General features: G+C 63.5%; 22 protein-coding genes. 17 read left to right on the top strand and 5 right to left on the bottom strand.

Annotation, left to right across the window (positions count from 1 at the left end; translation table 11 throughout):
• Window positions 1-122 precede the first annotated feature (122 nt).
• From ACFQ2S_RS06550 to ACFQ2S_RS06520, 7 genes are all read left to right on the top strand, one after another.
• Window positions 123-416, top strand: coding sequence for a BufA1 family periplasmic bufferin-type metallophore (locus ACFQ2S_RS06550; protein WP_089232415.1), 294 nt, complete (start codon window positions 123-125; stop codon window positions 414-416).
• Between the two features lie 73 nt (window positions 417-489).
• Entirely contained in the window at window positions 490-1,356 is an 867-nt protein-coding gene (gene bufB, locus ACFQ2S_RS06545) for an MNIO family bufferin maturase (RefSeq protein WP_386073659.1), read from the top strand.
• Window positions 1,353-2,102, top strand: a complete 750-nt coding sequence (locus ACFQ2S_RS06540; protein WP_386073658.1) for an HvfC/BufC N-terminal domain-containing protein — start codon at window positions 1,353-1,355, stop codon at window positions 2,100-2,102. The genes bufB and ACFQ2S_RS06540 overlap by 4 nt, the downstream gene beginning before the upstream one ends.
• Before the next feature lie 4 nt (window positions 2,103-2,106).
• Window positions 2,107-2,715 (top strand): DoxX family protein, encoded by a 609-nt coding sequence (locus ACFQ2S_RS06535; protein WP_386073657.1) that lies wholly within the window; start codon window positions 2,107-2,109, stop codon window positions 2,713-2,715.
• Between the two features lie 161 nt (window positions 2,716-2,876).
• On the top strand, window positions 2,877-3,083 hold the full coding sequence (locus tag ACFQ2S_RS06530) for a cold-shock protein (protein ID WP_089232610.1): 207 nt from the start codon (window positions 2,877-2,879) through the stop codon (window positions 3,081-3,083).
• A 212-nt stretch (window positions 3,084-3,295) separates the two neighbouring features.
• Window positions 3,296-3,595 carry a hypothetical protein gene (locus tag ACFQ2S_RS06525; RefSeq protein ID WP_386073656.1) on the top strand — a complete coding sequence of 100 codons (300 nt, stop codon included), beginning with the start codon at window positions 3,296-3,298 and terminating at the stop codon, window positions 3,593-3,595.
• A gap of 232 nt (window positions 3,596-3,827) precedes the next feature.
• On the top strand, window positions 3,828-4,112 hold the full coding sequence (locus ACFQ2S_RS06520) for a hypothetical protein (RefSeq protein WP_386073655.1): 285 nt from the start codon (window positions 3,828-3,830) through the stop codon (window positions 4,110-4,112).
• A gap of 22 nt (window positions 4,113-4,134) precedes the next feature.
• Here ACFQ2S_RS06520 and ACFQ2S_RS06515 read toward each other — a convergent pair whose 3' ends face one another.
• The 3 genes from ACFQ2S_RS06515 to ACFQ2S_RS06505 all read right to left on the bottom strand — a co-directional run bounded on the left by ACFQ2S_RS06515 (window position 4,135) and on the right by ACFQ2S_RS06505 (window position 5,280).
• On the bottom strand, window positions 4,135-4,461 hold the full coding sequence (locus ACFQ2S_RS06515) for an arsenate reductase family protein (protein ID WP_386073654.1): 327 nt from the start codon (window positions 4,459-4,461) through the stop codon (window positions 4,135-4,137).
• A gap of 65 nt (window positions 4,462-4,526) precedes the next feature.
• Window positions 4,527-4,925: a DUF2177 family protein gene (locus ACFQ2S_RS06510; protein ID WP_386073653.1), complete on the bottom strand. Its 399-nt coding sequence runs from the start codon at window positions 4,923-4,925 to the stop codon at window positions 4,527-4,529.
• A gap of 52 nt (window positions 4,926-4,977) precedes the next feature.
• Window positions 4,978-5,280: a TraR/DksA family transcriptional regulator gene (locus ACFQ2S_RS06505; protein WP_386073652.1), complete on the bottom strand. Its 303-nt coding sequence runs from the start codon at window positions 5,278-5,280 to the stop codon at window positions 4,978-4,980.
• Window positions 5,281-5,808: 528 nt separating this feature from the next.
• Between ACFQ2S_RS06505 and ACFQ2S_RS06500 the strand changes: the two genes are divergently transcribed.
• The 7 genes from ACFQ2S_RS06500 (at window position 5,809) to ACFQ2S_RS06470 (ending at window position 11,722) form a co-directional block, all read left to right on the top strand.
• Window positions 5,809-6,999 carry a tyrosine-type recombinase/integrase gene (locus ACFQ2S_RS06500; protein WP_386073651.1) on the top strand — a complete coding sequence of 397 codons (1,191 nt, stop codon included), beginning with the start codon at window positions 5,809-5,811 and terminating at the stop codon, window positions 6,997-6,999.
• Complete coding sequence (locus ACFQ2S_RS06495; protein ID WP_386073650.1) at window positions 6,996-7,556, top strand: hypothetical protein; 561 nt, start codon at window positions 6,996-6,998, stop codon at window positions 7,554-7,556. The genes ACFQ2S_RS06500 and ACFQ2S_RS06495 overlap by 4 nt, the downstream gene beginning before the upstream one ends.
• Before the next feature lie 91 nt (window positions 7,557-7,647).
• Complete coding sequence (locus tag ACFQ2S_RS06490) at window positions 7,648-7,827, top strand: helix-turn-helix transcriptional regulator (RefSeq protein ID WP_386073649.1); 180 nt, start codon at window positions 7,648-7,650, stop codon at window positions 7,825-7,827.
• A 471-nt stretch (window positions 7,828-8,298) separates the two neighbouring features.
• Entirely contained in the window at window positions 8,299-9,183 is an 885-nt protein-coding gene (locus ACFQ2S_RS06485) for a DUF7146 domain-containing protein (protein WP_386073648.1), read from the top strand.
• Window positions 9,180-10,676 (top strand): YfjI family protein, encoded by a 1,497-nt coding sequence (locus ACFQ2S_RS06480; protein WP_386073647.1) that lies wholly within the window; start codon window positions 9,180-9,182, stop codon window positions 10,674-10,676. The genes ACFQ2S_RS06485 and ACFQ2S_RS06480 overlap by 4 nt, the downstream gene beginning before the upstream one ends.
• A 351-nt stretch (window positions 10,677-11,027) precedes the next feature.
• Complete coding sequence (locus tag ACFQ2S_RS06475; protein WP_386073646.1) at window positions 11,028-11,462, top strand: hypothetical protein; 435 nt, start codon at window positions 11,028-11,030, stop codon at window positions 11,460-11,462.
• Window positions 11,459-11,722 (top strand): hypothetical protein, encoded by a 264-nt coding sequence (locus ACFQ2S_RS06470; protein WP_386073645.1) that lies wholly within the window; start codon window positions 11,459-11,461, stop codon window positions 11,720-11,722. The genes ACFQ2S_RS06475 and ACFQ2S_RS06470 overlap by 4 nt, the downstream gene beginning before the upstream one ends.
• Before the next feature lie 18 nt (window positions 11,723-11,740).
• Here ACFQ2S_RS06470 and ACFQ2S_RS06465 read toward each other — a convergent pair whose 3' ends face one another.
• Both ACFQ2S_RS06465 and ACFQ2S_RS06460 read right to left on the bottom strand, forming a co-directional pair.
• Window positions 11,741-12,028 (bottom strand): hypothetical protein, encoded by a 288-nt coding sequence (locus ACFQ2S_RS06465; RefSeq protein ID WP_386073644.1) that lies wholly within the window; start codon window positions 12,026-12,028, stop codon window positions 11,741-11,743.
• A gap of 343 nt (window positions 12,029-12,371) precedes the next feature.
• Window positions 12,372-12,845 carry a hypothetical protein gene (locus ACFQ2S_RS06460; protein WP_386073643.1) on the bottom strand — a complete coding sequence of 158 codons (474 nt, stop codon included), beginning with the start codon at window positions 12,843-12,845 and terminating at the stop codon, window positions 12,372-12,374.
• Between the two features lie 404 nt (window positions 12,846-13,249).
• Between ACFQ2S_RS06460 and ACFQ2S_RS06455 the strand changes: the two genes are divergently transcribed.
• Genes ACFQ2S_RS06455 through ACFQ2S_RS06445 form a run of 3 tightly spaced genes read left to right on the top strand, consistent with a single transcriptional unit; the run spans window position 13,250 to window position 16,130 of the window.
• Window positions 13,250-14,224 (top strand): TRAP transporter substrate-binding protein, encoded by a 975-nt coding sequence (locus ACFQ2S_RS06455; protein WP_386073642.1) that lies wholly within the window; start codon window positions 13,250-13,252, stop codon window positions 14,222-14,224.
• A gap of 59 nt (window positions 14,225-14,283) precedes the next feature.
• Entirely contained in the window at window positions 14,284-14,850 is a 567-nt protein-coding gene (locus ACFQ2S_RS06450) for a TRAP transporter small permease (RefSeq protein WP_089235547.1), read from the top strand.
• Window positions 14,850-16,130, top strand: a complete 1,281-nt coding sequence (locus ACFQ2S_RS06445; RefSeq protein ID WP_386073641.1) for a TRAP transporter large permease — start codon at window positions 14,850-14,852, stop codon at window positions 16,128-16,130. Before ACFQ2S_RS06450 ends, ACFQ2S_RS06445 begins: the two co-directional genes overlap by 1 nt.
• The last annotated feature ends 130 nt before the right edge of the window (window positions 16,131-16,260 follow it).

Raw genomic sequence — 16,260 nt, 5'->3', positions numbered from 1 at the left:
CGGGCGGCGATTTTGGCGATTTCAGTAACCTGTTCGTGAGGTCCGTAACATCCATGCCCGGAGCGACGAACAGGTATGCACGGACGCCAAGACGGCGCCGATCAACCGAAGGATACAGTCATATGAAATCGACCAACAAGACCGTTCTCGTTTCTGCCATGACCGCCGCGCTCGTCAGCATCAGCGCCGGCCACGCCACCGCGCAGGAAGCCGGCAAGGAGAAGTGCTTCGGCGTTTCGCTCGCCGGTCAGAACGACTGCGCGGCCGGCCCCGGCACCACCTGCGCCGGCACCTCGACGGTCGATTACCAGGGCAACGCCTGGACGCTCGTCGACGCCGGCACCTGCGAGAGCATGGAACTGCCTGACGGCCGTATGGGCTCGCTCGAAGCCCTCGACCGCGACCTGCCGGCGTAAGCCGCCCTGCCAGGTGCCCGGCGCGCGAACCGCCGGGCACGCCCCCTGCCCATGACCGCTCCGGAGACCTGACATGCTCGACACCACCGCCCACGAGACCCTGCCACTTGCGCCCGGGGTCGGTTACAAGCCGCAGCATTTCGCAGCGATCATGGCGGATCCGGGCCCGGTCCGCTGGCTGGAGGTCCACGCCGAGAATTACATGGGCGACGGTGGCCGCCCGCTGGCGCAGCTGCGTCACCTGGCCGAACGCTTCCCGATCTCGGTGCACGGCGTCGGGCTTTCGATCGGCGGGGAGGCGCCGCTCGACAGGGACCACCTCACCCGCCTTGCCCACCTGGTGGGTTGGCTGAACCCCGCGAGCTTTTCCGAACACCTGGCCTGGTCGACGCACGACACGGCCTTCCTGAACGACCTGCTTCCCCTGCCATATACCGAGACCACCCTGGACCGCGTCACCTCCCATATCGACCAGGTGCAAGAGGCGCTCGGCCGGAGGATGCTGCTGGAGAACCCCTCGACCTATCTCGCTTTTGTCGAGAGCGAGATGTCGGAGACCGATTTCCTGCGGGAGATTGCCCGCCGCACCGGCTGCGGCCTGTTGCTCGACGTCAACAACGTCTTCGTTTCCGCGACCAACCAGAAGACCGACCCGCGCGACTATATCGCCGAGTTCCCGCTGGAGCACGTGGGCGAGGTGCACCTGGGCGGACACGACGAACAGGAGGACGAGCATGGCGCGCCCTTGCTGATCGACAGCCACGGCGCCGAGGTCGTGGACCCCGTCTGGACCCTCTATGCCGAGACCATCGCCGCCATGGGCCCGCGCCCGAGCCTGATCGAATGGGACACCGACGTGCCCGAGTGGCCGGTACTGGCCGCCGAGGCCGAGCGCGCCGCCGCCATTCTCACCCCGGCGCGGCAGGCGCTGTTGTCATGACCGTGAGCCAGACAGATTTTCGCGCCGCGGTCCTCGATCCGATCCGCCCAGTCCCGGAGGGGCTGGTCGACCCGGAGGGCCGCGCGGCGGGCAAACGCTTCGACGTTTACCGCAACAACGTGGTCGTCAGCCTGTCGAACGCCCTCGGCGAGGCCTTCCCGGTGATCCGCAAGCTGCTGGGAGAGAACAACTTTCGCATCCTTGCCGGGCATTTCGTCCGGGCGCATCCGCCCGTCTCTCCGCTGATCGCGCTCTACGGCGAGGCCCTGCCCGGCTTCCTCGAGCAGTTCGAACCGGTGCGCTCACTCGGCTACCTGCCCGACGTGGCGAGGCTCGAACTTGCGCTGCGCCGCGCCTATCATGCGGCCGACACTCTGTCGCTGCCGCCCGCGGAACTGCAGGCGCTGCCGCCCGACGCGCTGGCGGAAGCCCGGTTCCGCCTTTCGCCCGCGCTGCAGCTTGTCGAGTCCGACTGGCCGATCGTGTCGATCTGGCGCTTCAACATGGAAGACGGCCCCAAGCCGCGCCCTGTACCGGAAACGGCCCTGATCACCCGGCCGCAGTTCGACCCCGAAATCGCCGCGCTGCCCCCCGCAGCAGGCACCTTCGTTTCCACCATCGCCGCCGGTGGCAGCCTGGGCGAGGCACTGTCTCGCGCGTCCGAAATCGACGCCGGTTTCGACCTGACGCCGACCCTTGGCGCCCTGATCTCGGGCGGCGCCCTTATCGCCATCGAGGAGGACTGACCCGATGACCGCCACCACGACAGACACCGCAACCTCGCAGAAGCGCGCCGTATTCAACCGTATCGTCGCGATCCACGACCGGGTGTTCTCCGCCACCGAATCCGCCCTCGCCGGCTGGGCCATCCCGACCCTGGCGCGGTTCGCCTTTGCCGCCGTGCTACTGATGTATTTCTGGGCGTCCGCGATGACCAAGCTCGGCGATGGGATCTTGGGCATCTTCGTGCCCTCCACCGGCGCCTATGCCCAGATCTTCCCGCAAAAGGCCGAGGCCGTTCTCTACGACCCGAGCCAGTTCTCGATCTTCGAGAAACTGGTGATCCTCGCCGGCACCTGGGCCGAGTTCCTGCTGCCCCTGCTCATCGTGATCGGGCTGTTCACCCGCCTCGCCGCGCTCGGCATGATCGGTTTCGTCATCGTCCAGAGCCTGACGGACATTCACGGACACCACGCCGACGCCACAACCATCGGCGCCTGGTTCGACCGCGCCTCGGATTCGCTGATCATGGACCAGCGGGCATTCTGGATGCTGCTTCTGATCACGCTGGTGCTGCGCGGGGCAGGTCCGCTGTCGATTGACCGTTTGATCGGCATCGGACAGCCCCACAAACAATGATCTTTCAAAGAGGGTTGTTTTATTTCACAAGTTAGGCACCCTCTAGGCGTGACGACGCCACTACGACTCGCTGGCCCTGCCCCCAAGAGAAAGTCCGGCTGCGTGACCACGCCGCCGCAATCTCGCGGGCGGATCAAGTTGAGACGAAGGAGACGCGGGATATGCCGACCGGCACCGTGAAATGGTTTAACACCACCAAGGGTTACGGGTTCATTGCCCCCGATGACGGCGGAAAGGACATTTTCGTTCACATCAGCGCGGTTGAGCGCGCTGGAATGACGGGCCTCGCCGACAACATGAAGATCGAATACGAGCTGCGCGAAGGTCGTGACGGGCGGTCTTCAGCAACAGACCTCAAAGCATTGTAAAAATTATCATTTTCCGACAGCCACGCACCTATGGTCGCGTGGCTGTCATTTGCGGCACACGCATTTCCGCATTGCAGCATCGAAGGTTTCCCTTGTGCTGCTCCGTGCTATCATTTCCGGAACAACGCCAATTGGGGGGAGGCGCGGCACCGTCAGCTGCATCCTGCCATGACGACGCGTCTCCTTGCACAACTTGCAGGTACGCACGCATCATGTCCGATCTCGTCGCCATTCTCTCGTTCTACAGAGCCCTCGCCCGGTTTGCCGTCAGCGGCGCCCTTCCAGACGAGGCGGCGATGATGGCTCAACCCGAACGAGAGATCGTGCTGGGCCGATTCCTGAGCCCGGCCGAACGGGATGCGCTGGCAAAGGTGCCGGCGTGCGACCGCCAGCTCCGGCTTCGAAAGGGCGCGCTGCGCTTCCAGGCCTGGGAAGCCGCCAACCCGGATATCGCCGCCCTGCTCCGCCGGAAAGCCGAACGCCAGGTATTCGACCGGGCGAGCTACGCCTGATTATCGGACAACCGCGATCTCGCGTCGCTCAAATCCCCGGCCCCGCTGCACAAGCGCCGGGCGGCCACCGGATCGGGATGAACGATCGCTCGATTCGTGGTATACTTGTTCAAGCGTTGCCGGAGGGCACGCATCTTGATGGGAGGCAGTGACGCAGTGGCGCTCCGCTTCCCCGTGCGCGACTGACAAGGTTCTGCGTCCACTGTCTCCATGCATTCTTGGAGGCGTTACCATGACCGAATTTCTCGCGATCCTGGCAGTTCTTTACACGTGCAATGCAGCAGCCGAAGTGCGGGTCCTATCCTCGGACGAGGCAGTCGCCTGCAGTGGGGTGTTCGAAGTCGTGAAGGCCCAGTTCATGGACGATCCCGAGGCAGGAAACAGCGATCCGATGTCCAGCACGCGGCAGAACGTCGACGCCTATCTCGCCTTCAAGCAGTGGGAGGCCGACAACCCTGACCTGGTGGACGAGATGCAGCGCGCCGCCCGCCATGAGCTTCTGGAAACGCCGGCCTAGCCTACGCTGTTGAACGGCCGCCCTAGACGTTCCACTCCGCGCGCGCCGCCACGTGCCAACCCAGCGTCAGCCGGTCCCCCTCCTGCACCACCGGGCGCTTCATCAGCGTCGGATGGGCGGCCAGAAGATCGGAGATGCCGCGTGCCCTTTCCGCCTCCGAAAGCACCCGCCAGGTGGTCGAGCGCCGGTTGATCAGGCCATCGCCGAAGGCCGTGATGAGCGGCTCCCACTCATCGGATGTCAGCGGCTCCTGCCGGATATCGCGGAAGGTCACCGCATGGCCCGCCGCCTCGAGCGCCTTGCGCGCCTTGCGGCAGGTGTCGCAGGTGGGAATGCCGAAAAGGATCATCGCTCTACTCCGGGTTCGCTCCAGTCGCCCCCTCGCTTCGCATGGCGACCCGTGAACGGCAAGCGTCAGGCGATGGCGCGAGCCGCCATAACCCCGCACCAGGCCGAGACCCCGGTGAGCACCGCGCCCCAGCACATGTCCACCGCCGCCATGGAGACATGCCAGTCCCGCATCACCGCATAGCTGGTCAACTCATAGGTGCCATAGGCGACGAGGCCGAGGATCGCGCCGTTGATCAGCGCCTGGGTAGGCGCATCCGCCCGCAACGCAGGGAGCGACACAAAGTACATCACGCCCCCCATGTAGAGCAGGTAGAACAGGATCGCGGGCCCGAGCCGCAACCCGTCGAGCAGCCCCTCGCCCAGATGGCGTTCGAAGAGCGGGCGCATCACCGTGCTCAGCATCACCGCATCGAGCGCGAGAAAGACCAGTCCAGTGGTCAGCAAAAGTACGAGAAAGGGCATCGTCACCTCCGGTTGGGGCGGAGGTAGCGCCGGGGCATGGCCCGGCAAGGGGTCAGGCGCCGCGTGTGCATTCCGCGCACCGGGCAAGGGCCGGGTCCAGTTCCAGCCGCTCCGCCGGGATCAGCTCGCCGCAATCGGTGCAATAGCCGTATTCCCCTTCGTCGAGGCGCGCGAGCGCCGCACGGATCCGTACCCGCTCAGCCGCGCGCCGGCGGGCCTGTGCCTGCGCCATCGCCTGGTGTTGCAGCGCGTCCATCCGGGACAGGCGGCCCGTGGCGGCCTGGTCGAGTTCCACGACCGAACGCGCCCCGGCCGAGGCGGCATCCTCCTCGTCGAGGCTCTGCAGTCGTTCCATCAGGCGGTTTCGGATCGCGGGTTCCTTCATTCGGCGAGCGTGGCAGGCACCGGGCGAAGGCGCAAGCATCCGGCGTTGCGATCCAGCCCGCCGCCACCGAACGCTGTCCGCCCGTTTACGCAACAGTGACGAATTTGGCGCTATACCGGCGATGCAGCGGGGCGCGAGGTGTATCAGTTGGCTCCTGACCGTCACGCGTCCCGCCTGCAATCCCCCTGATTATCGGCACAGAATGGCATCGCGAACGGGCGAGATCTGCGCGAGGCAAACGACCCGAACCGGACAGGACGACAGCCGTTCCACATGCACATCTTGAACTGGGAAGGGTGCCATTCCGGGGCGCCGGACGGCGGCCCCTGGGGGATCTGGTGCGGTCGAGAAGCACATAACTACTATATATAGTCGCCCAATCTTGTCCAAACCTGTGGTCATATACCTATTTTTCTATGCTTATCATGTTCCACCCTGCCTTGAACTGTCCAAATCTATACAGCATATTGAGGGGGACCGTTAGGGGGACCGATCCGAATGCGCTCGCTCAACAAATTATCGGCTTCGGAAGTCAGACACGCCCGAAAGGGCAAATTCTGTGACGGGGGCGGGCTCTGGCTCTACAAACAGGACGATGGCGGAGGAAAGTGGGTGTTACGGGTCACCGTGCACGGCCGGCGGCGCGAGATGGGCTTGGGAAGCCTCCAGAACGTGCCTCTAAAGCAGGCAAGGGAAGAAGCCGCCAAGTGGCGCGCGCTCGCCGCCAGGGGCGTTGACCCTATCAAGGAGCGCCAGAGGCTCGCCCGCGAAGCTCAACGCAACCTGCATCTGCTACGTGACGTGGCGGCTGACGCTTTTGAGAGCCGGAAGGCTGAGCTCAGAGGCGACGGCACCGCGGGGCGGTGGTTTTCGCCGCTCGAGCTTCATGTGCTACCGAAGCTCGGCGGTGTTCCGGTCTCGCAGCTCGACCAACTGGATATCAGGGACACGCTGGCACCCATCTGGCACCAGAAGGCGTCGACGGCCGCGAAAGCGTTGGACCGGCTGGGTATTGTTCTCAGGCACGCGGCGGCCCTAGGCCTCGACGTGGACCTGCAAGCGACCATCAAGGCCCGCGCCCTTCTCGGCGCCCAGCGCCACAAGGTGACGAGCATCCCCGCGATGCCGTGGCAGGAGGTGCCTGACTTCTATGCCAGCCTGGGTGACGGCATCACGGAGTTGGCCCTTCGCCTGCTGATCCTCACGGCCGCCCGATCGACCCCAGTCCGTTTGGCCGCTCTCGATGACTTCGACCTCGAGACCCGCGTCTGGACTATTCCGGCGGAGCACATGAAGGGTCGCGAGGGGAAGACCGACGTCTTCCGGGTTCCGCTGTCTGCCGAGGCGTTCAGGGTCGCGAAGTTGGCGACGCCGTTCGCGCGTGGCGGCCTGTTGTTCCCTGGTCGCAAGGGGCCGATGAGCGACATGACGATGTCGAAGTTTATGCGGGATCGGGATCTGGATTTCCGGCCGCACGGATTTCGCAGCAGTTTTAGGACATGGGCGGAGGACAGTCGGGCAGGCCCCTACGAGGTCTGTGAGACCGCGTTAGGCCATACCGTGGGCAATAAGGTCGAGCGGTCCTACCAAAGGAGCGACCTGCTCGAGCAGCGCCGCGCCCTCATGGAGCGATGGGGCGCCCATGTGACAGGCGGAACGGGTCAGGTCGTTAAGATGGTGTCTGGATGAGCGACGACGGCATTCGTCGAGTGGCCGAGGTCCTCGTTTACGCAAGCAAGAAAGAAACCCGACATCGTATGTTGAGAGAGTGTCTTGGACTTCCAAACGACTTGGATCTTGGGAATACCCCGGTGATGGAACGGCTGATCATTCGTGGATACCTAAGTGAATACCCCGAGGTGGAGGGGCCGGCTCTCCGCTGGTTCAAACGCCAATTCAAACGGGGCCCAGGTCAGCCGCCAAAACATCCCTTCGAAGGCAAGGACGCCCAACGTGCGCTCGCCTGTTGGTATCACGGACACATCTTGGCGTCCTATGAGGCCGGGGAGTTGGGCCACGACATCAAGCAAGACCGTATCACCAAGCTCCTTAGGGCATCGAACCGACGCGGGCTTAGGGCAACCAACCGACAGCTGATCGAACTGGCGAAGACAGCGCTACAATGGCCTGAAACCACCTCGCAGAGAGCGCTGGAGAGCTCTGTCTCCCGGGGCAAAAGCATCCTCGAGATGGACCAGTTCTGGCGCTCGAAAGTTTGCGAAGAATTGCTTCTGAATTCTTCCTGAACGACAAGGACAGGAGTATCCGCATACTTCGGAACCATCTTAGGCGATACTGGATGGTCTCCAAGCCATCCGCAGACTGAGGGTGGAAATAATGCGGTACATTTCGTTTGCAGACCTTCGTACCAAACTCGGCGGGCGTTCTCGCTCCGCCATCTATTTGGATCTTGAGGCCGGTCGCTTGCCGAGGCCGATCAAGCTCGGTGGCAAACTCTACTGGAAAGAGGCCGATATCGACGCCGCCCTCGAGCAGCGCGCGGAGGGCAAGGCATGAGCTCGCTCCCGGTCCATGTCCCGCCCCGGTGTGACTTCCAGACCTGCCGGCTTCGCCCAACGTATCACCAAGTCGAAGCACTTGTCGCCTGGTGCATCAGGGAGGCACGCAGATGAACCCGTTCCTGCAAGCTTCCCCGTTCGCATGCGACGACGGCGAAATGATCGGCAGAGATCCACGCGAGATCGGCCCTAACGAATGGACCGGTCGCCCGCTTTTGGTCGGGATGAAGGCAATCCGGGCCAAATGCCTCGATTGCTGCTGCGGCGATTACTCCGAAGTTCGAAAATGCGTCCAAACTGATTGCCCGCTCTGGCCGCTCCGCATGGGGGCCGTACCGCGGGGCTTCACTTTGGCGCGCACTGGGGCGGATGTTTTCGCCCCCAACGCCGCGAGTATGGCTCCCGGGGGAGATACGGGGACTAAAGAAAACGATGCCTGTGGGGCTGAAATCGATGGGGAGAGGGCGAAATGAGTGACGCTCCTGCCATCGCCCGCACGCTGGGTGGCCGATGGCGCGGTAGCTATGGCCGCGCCTGCTGCCCGGCCTGCGGCGACACCAACAGCGAGAACCCGGCCCTTTCTATTCGAAACGGCGTGACCGGCTCGCTGTTGCTCTGGTGCTTCAAAGGCTGCTCGTTCTCTGAGATCCTCGCCGCATTGAATGGCATGGGTCTTGTGGACGGCACCGGCGCCTTCCGGCCTCCCAGCCCGGAAGACATCCGCCAACATCGGGCTGAGGTCGAGGCTGAAGCAGTGAAACGGGCAGACCAGGCCTATCGCTGCTGGCAGGAGGCGGGGCCGATCAGCGGCACACCGGCCGAAGCTTATCTCCGTAGTCGCGGCATCACCTTCGAACTGCCGGACACCCTGCGATTTCACCCTGACTGCTGGCACGCTGGCGGCAAGAGGTTCTCGGCGATGGTCGCGATGGTCGAAGGTTCGCAGCGGTTCGCCATCCACCGGACCTATCTCGAGGGCCCCCGGAAGGCGGACGTTACGCCTAACAAGGCCATGCTCGGGAGCGTCAAGGGCGGTGCTGTACGGCTCACTGAAGGCGATGGTCCGCTGGTAGTGGCCGAGGGCATTGAGACCGCGCTCAGCCTCGCTTGCGGCCCACTCCGCGGCCCGGCCACCATCTGGGCGGCCTTGTCGGCCGGTGGCATGAAGGCGCTGAACCTGCCGGAAATCCCCGGTCGGCTGACCGTCGCAAGCGACGGCGATGCTGCCGGCCGAGCGGCTGGGCAGGAACTGGCGTCGAGAGCTCACGCGCTGGGCTGGTCAGTAAGCCTCCTGCCGGCGCCGGAGGGCCGCGACTGGAACGACGTGATCCGCGCGAAGGAAGTTTCTGTATGAGCAGTCCACAGGCGATCCCGTTCAAGTCGGAGGGACCACACCTCCTCCTGCGCGAAATCCCTCCGGGGGAGCCCTACCCGGTGACGGCGTTGGGCCCGCTCAGAGAGGCCGTGCAGGCGGTGCGGGGAATGACCCTCGCCCCGGTCGCCATTCCTGCCGCGTCAGCCCTCTCCATTGCCGCCCTGGCCGTGCAGGGGTTTGCGGACGTGGAGACACTGGGCGGACCTCGGCCGATGTCGCTCTACGCGCTCACCATCGCGCAATCCGGAGAGCGGAAGTCCTCCTGCGATGCGCCATTGATGGCGGGCCTGCGAGCGTTCGAGAACGAGCAGGCCAAGGCCCGGTGCGATGACATGGCGGCCTGGAAAAACAAGTATGCGCTCTGGAAGGGCGAGCACGATCAGATCCTGATCGAAGCGAAGAAAGGCAAGGGTGAGAAACGCACGGAGGCGGAAGCTGACCTGCGAGCGTTGGGCAAAGAACCGGAGGCCCCGCCATCGACCGACCGCACCGTGACGGAACCGACCTATGAGGGCTTGACCCGCAAGTTTGCGGAGGGAATGCCGACACTCGGGATCTTCTCGGATGAGGGCGGGCAATTCCTGGGGGGCTTCGCAATGGGCAGGGACAACCGTCAGAAGACGCTCGCGGCGCTCAACAAGCTTTGGCAGGGCGATCCCATCCAACGGACCCGACAGGGCGACGGCTCCTATACCTTGTTCGGCAGGAGGCTGTCCGTCCACCTGATGGTACAGCCGGGCGTTGCTCGAGATTTCATGGCCGACCCAATGGCGCAGGACACGGGCTTTCTGCCCCGCTTCCTGATCTGCGAGCCGCCCAGCACGATCGGTACCCGCATGCAATCGGCCGTGCAATACGACCCGGTCGCCGTGTCGTCCTTCGAGGCGAGACTAAACGAGATACTCAATGCGCCCTTGCCGATGGACCCGGAGACGCGGGAACTGGAGCCTCTCATCATCGCCCTCTCGGAAGAGGCACGCGCGATGCTGGAACGCTATGCCGATCACGTGGAGGCGGCGCAGGCGCCCGGCGGGGAGTTTGCCCATGTCACAGGATACGCGTCCAAGTCTGCCGAACAGGCTGCCCGTATCGCCGGCGTGCTGACAGCCTGGGATGATCTGTATGCCAAAGAGGTGACGGCCGAGACGATGGCGGACGCGATAACCCTGGCGAAGTTCTACCTTTCGGAAGCCTCCCGGCTAGCCAACGCGGCAACCGTCTCGGCGGAAATCCAGAGGGCCGAGGCGTTGCGCAAGTGGCTCCTGGAGAGCTGGCCACATCCCGATATATTGGTCCGCGATGTGCTCAGGCTGGCCCCCATCAGGGCGCTGCGGGAAAGTCCGGCCGCCCGCTCGTCCATCGACATCCTCGAGCGGCATGGCTGGCTCGTGCCGCTGCCTCAAGGAACCGAAGTCCGCGGAGCATCCCGGAAAGAGGCGTGGCGTATCGTGAGGACAGGCCATGAAGTTTGATGCCTACGCCATACTGGCAGAACTCCGAACGGCAGGTGGCAAGGGGGCGACACGTGCGACATGTGCGACACCGCCCCCCGGCACCCCGTCTGGTGTCGCCGTTGTCGCACAAGTCGCACGTCGCATGGCTCACGAAGCCGAATTCCGGACGACAGATCCGACAACGCAGGCTCCCACTCCCTCAGAGCAGACCGAAGCGCGTCCACACGGAACGCCCGTCACCGGCGGCCCGATGAACCTCACAGGCCGCGTCGTCTCGCTGGACGCCTACCGCCGACCGTCGGAGCAGGACCGCAACAGCCCGAACGGGCGGCACTGGAACGGCAACTCTCGAAGATGGGAACACAAGGAATGACCCGAAAAGCAGCCGCTAAAACGGGTGGCCGGAACCCCGACGGCACTTTCGCCCCCGGCAACCCCGGCAAGCCGAGCGGCGCTCGGAACCGAGCCACGAAGGCTGTGCAGGGGCTCCTGGACGATGAGAGCGAGGCACTAACCCGAAAAGCGGTCGAGTTGGCCCTGGGCGGCGACACCGCGGCGTTGAGGCTGTGCCTGGAGCGCATTGCGCCCCCCAGGAAGGATGCCCCGGTCTCCTTCGACCTGCCGCCCATGAAGTCCGCAAGGGACGCCGCAGAGGCCGCCCGTGCGGTCGTGCGCTCCGTATCAGAGGGGGAACTCACCCCTCTCGAAGGCGCCGCGGTGATGACCCTCGTGGAGGGCGTCAGGAAGACGTTGGAGACCACCGAACTGGAGGCTAGGATGCAAGAACTTGAGGCCAGGCGATGAGCATCAAGAGGAGGCTGGAGCGGGCCGAGCGCGAGGCCGGGGTTGGACTGGAGCCGGAGGTCATCATCTTCACGACCTACTTTCAGCAGCGGGACGGCTCATCGATCGAGGGCCACTTCATGGCCTTAATCACGATGGGCGGTAAGCAGGTGGACGGCGTCTATTCTGAGGACGGCGAGACCTTCGCCGCAACCGAAGCGCGCCTCGACCGGCGCATCAAGAAGCTTACTGGCGGGAGCGACACAACCTCGAGGGGCTGATCAATGCCTTCCCGCCAGCTACTCCTCAGTCTCTTGACGCAGACGTTGCAGTATCTCAGGCCGCAGCGAACCGTCTCGCGCATACAGCGGACCTAGCTGGCCGGTACGGGCCAACTCGACCAGACGTCGACACTGCTCTGGCGATAATTGCCGAAGGGCCGGGTTGGATACGCTGTCTCCGGGCTGCCGTTCGCGCCGGAACGATACTCCCAGCGGCTGCTGCTGCGGCGGTAGAGAGTTTGCATCTGACCGGCGCCCCATCTCGTTCAGATAGTCCTCGGCCTGCTGGCGGGTACGGCGGAACATGATTATCTCCTGTCTGGAGTTCAGCTAGTTAGGCGGATTATCTTGATCCTTCAGACCAACTGAAGGTCATCACGTATTTCGGAAAGATCCCTGAGACGGGATCATCAGAAACGGCATAGTTCCATATCAGTCGGCCAGCTGTGAAGCTCAAAAACAGCCCCAGGAGCCATTCTCAGCCCAAACTCTCGCCCGCTGGGACCCTATCCACCGGACCGCTACGCATGCAAGAAAATGAGCCCCATGAGGCCGGTTTCATCACGCCAGGGATCGAACAAGGGCTGGGCAAGGGTACGGGCGGCGCGGCTAGCTTCGTCGGTCCGCCTATCGATAGTTGCTGCATTCTTCACGACGCGCTCGTCCTCCGGTGTGATGGCAGGTGGTCAATCACCGTTTGCCGCGTCTCTTCCTCCCAGAAGTAGTAGATCCGGAGGCACTTCTTCGGATTGCGGGTGTTGCCTCCGGTCTTGATATGCCAATCGACATTCCAGCGACGGCCCTTCCAGAAGGTATCGTAAGCATCTCCCCCGCAAGGCGCATTTCTAATGCCCTCTTCGAGGACTGCATCACGCAAAGAGACCCCGCCGTTTACCCGGACATCGAAGTGCTCCGTCGCCAGCCAAGTTACAGCCCGTGCAACTTGGGAAACGTCTTCGAACTCGGGGGAGCGTACCATCCGGCGCGCTCCCGGGGTGAGAACGACCTTGTCAGGGTAAGCCTCATCAAGCCATTCGAGGAATTCTGGCCACTCCTGCGGCTGCGGAGGTTCCTCGTTTGGTGTTTCTCCTCCTTGCGCCAAGGCTTGCAGCCGCGCCGCCAAGATATCTACCGTCTAGCATGCCAGATTGACTATGTGTTCAAACTAGCATATTAACATGCCAGCAAGCAACCGGATCCATTGGCTCCGATGGCGGGTGGAGGCGATCGATGGATGACTCGTTCAGAAACCGATCCGTTCGTTCACTCGGTCAGGCCGAAGGATCGTGTCCGAACTCGGGTTTCTGGCAGTGGCGATCTTGACGACCAAGCCCTTGAGGAGGGGGCGTTCCCCGGAATCTCGAGGCCTCAGAACAGTCTGAGGATCAGTTTCGGGTGGATCTGATCTGCGACGCAGCCAGGAGCAGAACGACAAACCCGGTCGCTTCGAGAGGTCAGTGGACCGCGTCCATGGGCGTCTCGAGGCACCTCGAGCGCAAACCAGGTTTCAAAGGGAGGAACCACACCATGCTCAATACCGTAACCGCCACGTTGCTGGCCACTGCCGCCATGGCAACGGCGACCTTTGCGTGCGAGATCACGCTCAAGGCGTCCGACACCCATCCTGACGGCTATCCGACCGTCGAAGGCGTCAAGGCCATGGGCAAGATGCTCGAGGAGAAGACCGACGGCCGCATCTGCATCGAGATGTTCCACTCTGCCCAGCTTGGCGAGGAAAAGGACACGATCGAGCAGACCCAATTCGGCGTCATCGACCTCAACCGCGTCTCCTTCGGGCCGTTCAACAACATCATCCCCGAGACCCAGATTCCCTCGCTGCCTTACATCTTCCGATCCGTCGACCACATGCACAAGGTGATGGACGGCGAGATCGGCGGGGAGATACTCGGCGCCTTCTCGGATCACGACCTGATCGCGCTCACCTCCTATGACGCCGGCTCGCGCAGCTTCTACAACAGCCAGAAGCCGATCACATCGCTGGAAGACCTCGCTGGCATGAAGTTCCGCGTCATGCAGTCCGACCTTTTCGTCGACATGGTCGGCGCGCTCGGCGCCAACGCCACGCCGATGCCCTATGGCGAGGTCTACAGCGGCATCCAGACCGGCGTTATCGACGGCGCCGAGAACAACTGGCCGTCCTACGAGTCCTCCGGCCACTTCGAGGTTGCCGGCTACTACACTCTGGATCAGCACCTGATGGTGCCCGAAGTCCTGGTGATGTCGAAGATGACCTGGGACAAGCTGTCCGAGGAAGACCAGAAACTGGTGATGGAAGCCGCCAAGGAATCCACCGCCGTTCAGCGCAAGCTCTGGGCCGAGCGCGAAGCGGAGTCCGAGGAAAAGGTCCGCGCCGCCGGGAACGAGATCATCACCGATATCGACAAGACGCCGTTCATCGAGGCCATGGCGCCGGTCTACGAGAAATACGTGACCGACGAGAAGCTCAAGGACCTCGTTGCCCGCATCCAGGCGGTCGAGTGACACAAGATCCGAGGTGGCGGTCCCAGTGACCGCCACCTCTGCTTCTGCGGGAGATTGGAATGCAGGATTTCATGCGCTCCGTGGCCAGGGTCACGGGACTCATCGGTCGCATCGCGCTCTACTTGTCCGGAATCGGGCTGGTCATCATGACTGCGATGATCGCTGCCCAGGTTTTCTGGCGCTACGTCCTCAACGACAGCATCGTCTGGACCGAGCCGGGCTCCGTCATGGTCATGGGATGGTTCATCTTTCTCGGCGCCGCCGTGGGCGTGCGCGAAGGCTACCACCTCTCCTTCGACGTGCTGCTGATGGTCCTGCCGATGCGGGTGAAGCTCTGGCTCTATTCGATCTCCGACATGGTCGTCGTCGCCTTCGGCTTCGGCATGATCTGGTACGGCGGCCAGCTCATCGAAAAGACCTACAAGAACACCATTCCCTCGCTCGGCATCTCGGGCGCGTTCGACTTCCTGCCTCTGGTCGGCGGCGGCGTCCTTCTGATCCTTTTCTCGCTCGAGCGCCTTGCACGCCGCGCCGCGGGAATGCCCACCGCGCGCTTTGGCGAAACGGTCGACGAAGACGAACTGAACGGCCTCGTACCGGCCAACCGAATTGAGGAAAAAGGCTGATGGAATACTGGATCCTCTTCGGCACCTTCGTCTTCCTGCTGTTCATCGGCACGCCCATCGCATTCTGCCTTGGCGTAGCCTCCTTCGCGACCGTGGTCTATCTCGACCTGCCCCCTGTGGTGATCTTCCAGCGGCTGAACTCGGGCGTCTCGGTCTTTGCCCTGATGGCGATCCCCTTCTTCATCTATGCCGGCGAACTCATGGTTCGCGGCGACATCGCCCGAAGGCTCGTGGCGCTCGCGGGCGCGATGGTGGGCCACTTCAAGGGTGGCCTCGGCCAGGTGAACATCCTGACCTCCGTCATGTTCGGCGGGATTTCCGGTTCCGCGGCGGCCGACACCTCGGCCATCGGCGGCATCATGATCGGCCAGATGGAGAAGCGTGGCTACGACGTCGATTATGCCGTGGCTGTCACCGTTACCTCGTCGATGATCGCGCTCATGCTGCCGCCCTCGCACAACCTGATCATCTATTCGATCGCCGCGGGCGGCAAACTCTCCATCGCGGATCTCTTCACCGCCGGCATCATTCCGGGGTTCATCCTCGCCAGTTCGCTGATGATCGCGGCCTGGATCATGGCGCGCCGCCGCGACTACCCGACCGAGCCCTTCGAAGGCTGGGCCATGGTGGGCCGGCTCTTCATCAACGCCCTGCCCGGCCTGATCCTCGTGGCCATCATCTTCGGCGGCGTCCGTTCCGGCATCTTCACCGCGTCGGAATCCTCCTGCATCGCCGTCGTCTACGCGCTGTTCGCGACCTTCATCGCCTATCGCACGCTGAGTTGGGAGGCCTTTGTCGGCGCGACACTCGGCGCGGTCCGGACGACCGCGATGGTGCTGCTGGTGATCGGCTGCGCGGCCGGCTTCGGCTGGCTTCTAGCCTATCTGAAGATCCCCGCCGAACTCGTGGAGTTCATGCAGAGCATCTCCGACAACCCGATCGTCGTGCTGCTGCTGATCAACGTCACGCTGCTGATGCTGGGCACCTTCATGGACATGTCGCCGCTGATCGTCATCACGACGCCGATCTTCCTGCCCGTGGCGATGGCCTTCGGGGTCGACCCGGTCCATTTCGGCATCATCCTGATCCTGAACCTCGGCATCGGCCTCTGCACGCCTCCGGTCGGAACGGTGCTCTTTGTCGGCTGCGCCGTGGGCAAGATCTCGATTTGGGAGGTCATGCGCTCCATCGGGCCGTTCTATATCGCGGCGGTCTTCACGCTGATGCTCGTCACGTTCATCCCGGCGCTGTCGCTCTGGCTACCCGCGCTGTTCCGGTAGCGGGGACTTCTGAGCCCCTGATTTCGCAGACCAAGTGAAGCCGTCGTCGGCAAGTTGAGCGACCTCGGGTCCTGACCCGCAAAGCTGATCCGAACCGAATGCGAGTTTTCGGGCACATTTCCGACAGGAG

It is taken from the genome of Tropicimonas aquimaris, from assembly GCF_042676185.1.
GTDB lineage: Bacteria > Pseudomonadota > Alphaproteobacteria > Rhodobacterales > Rhodobacteraceae > Tropicimonas > Tropicimonas aquimaris.
The sequence above is the reverse complement of the archived record's forward strand: the minus strand, read 5'-3'. Positions and strand labels throughout refer to the sequence as shown.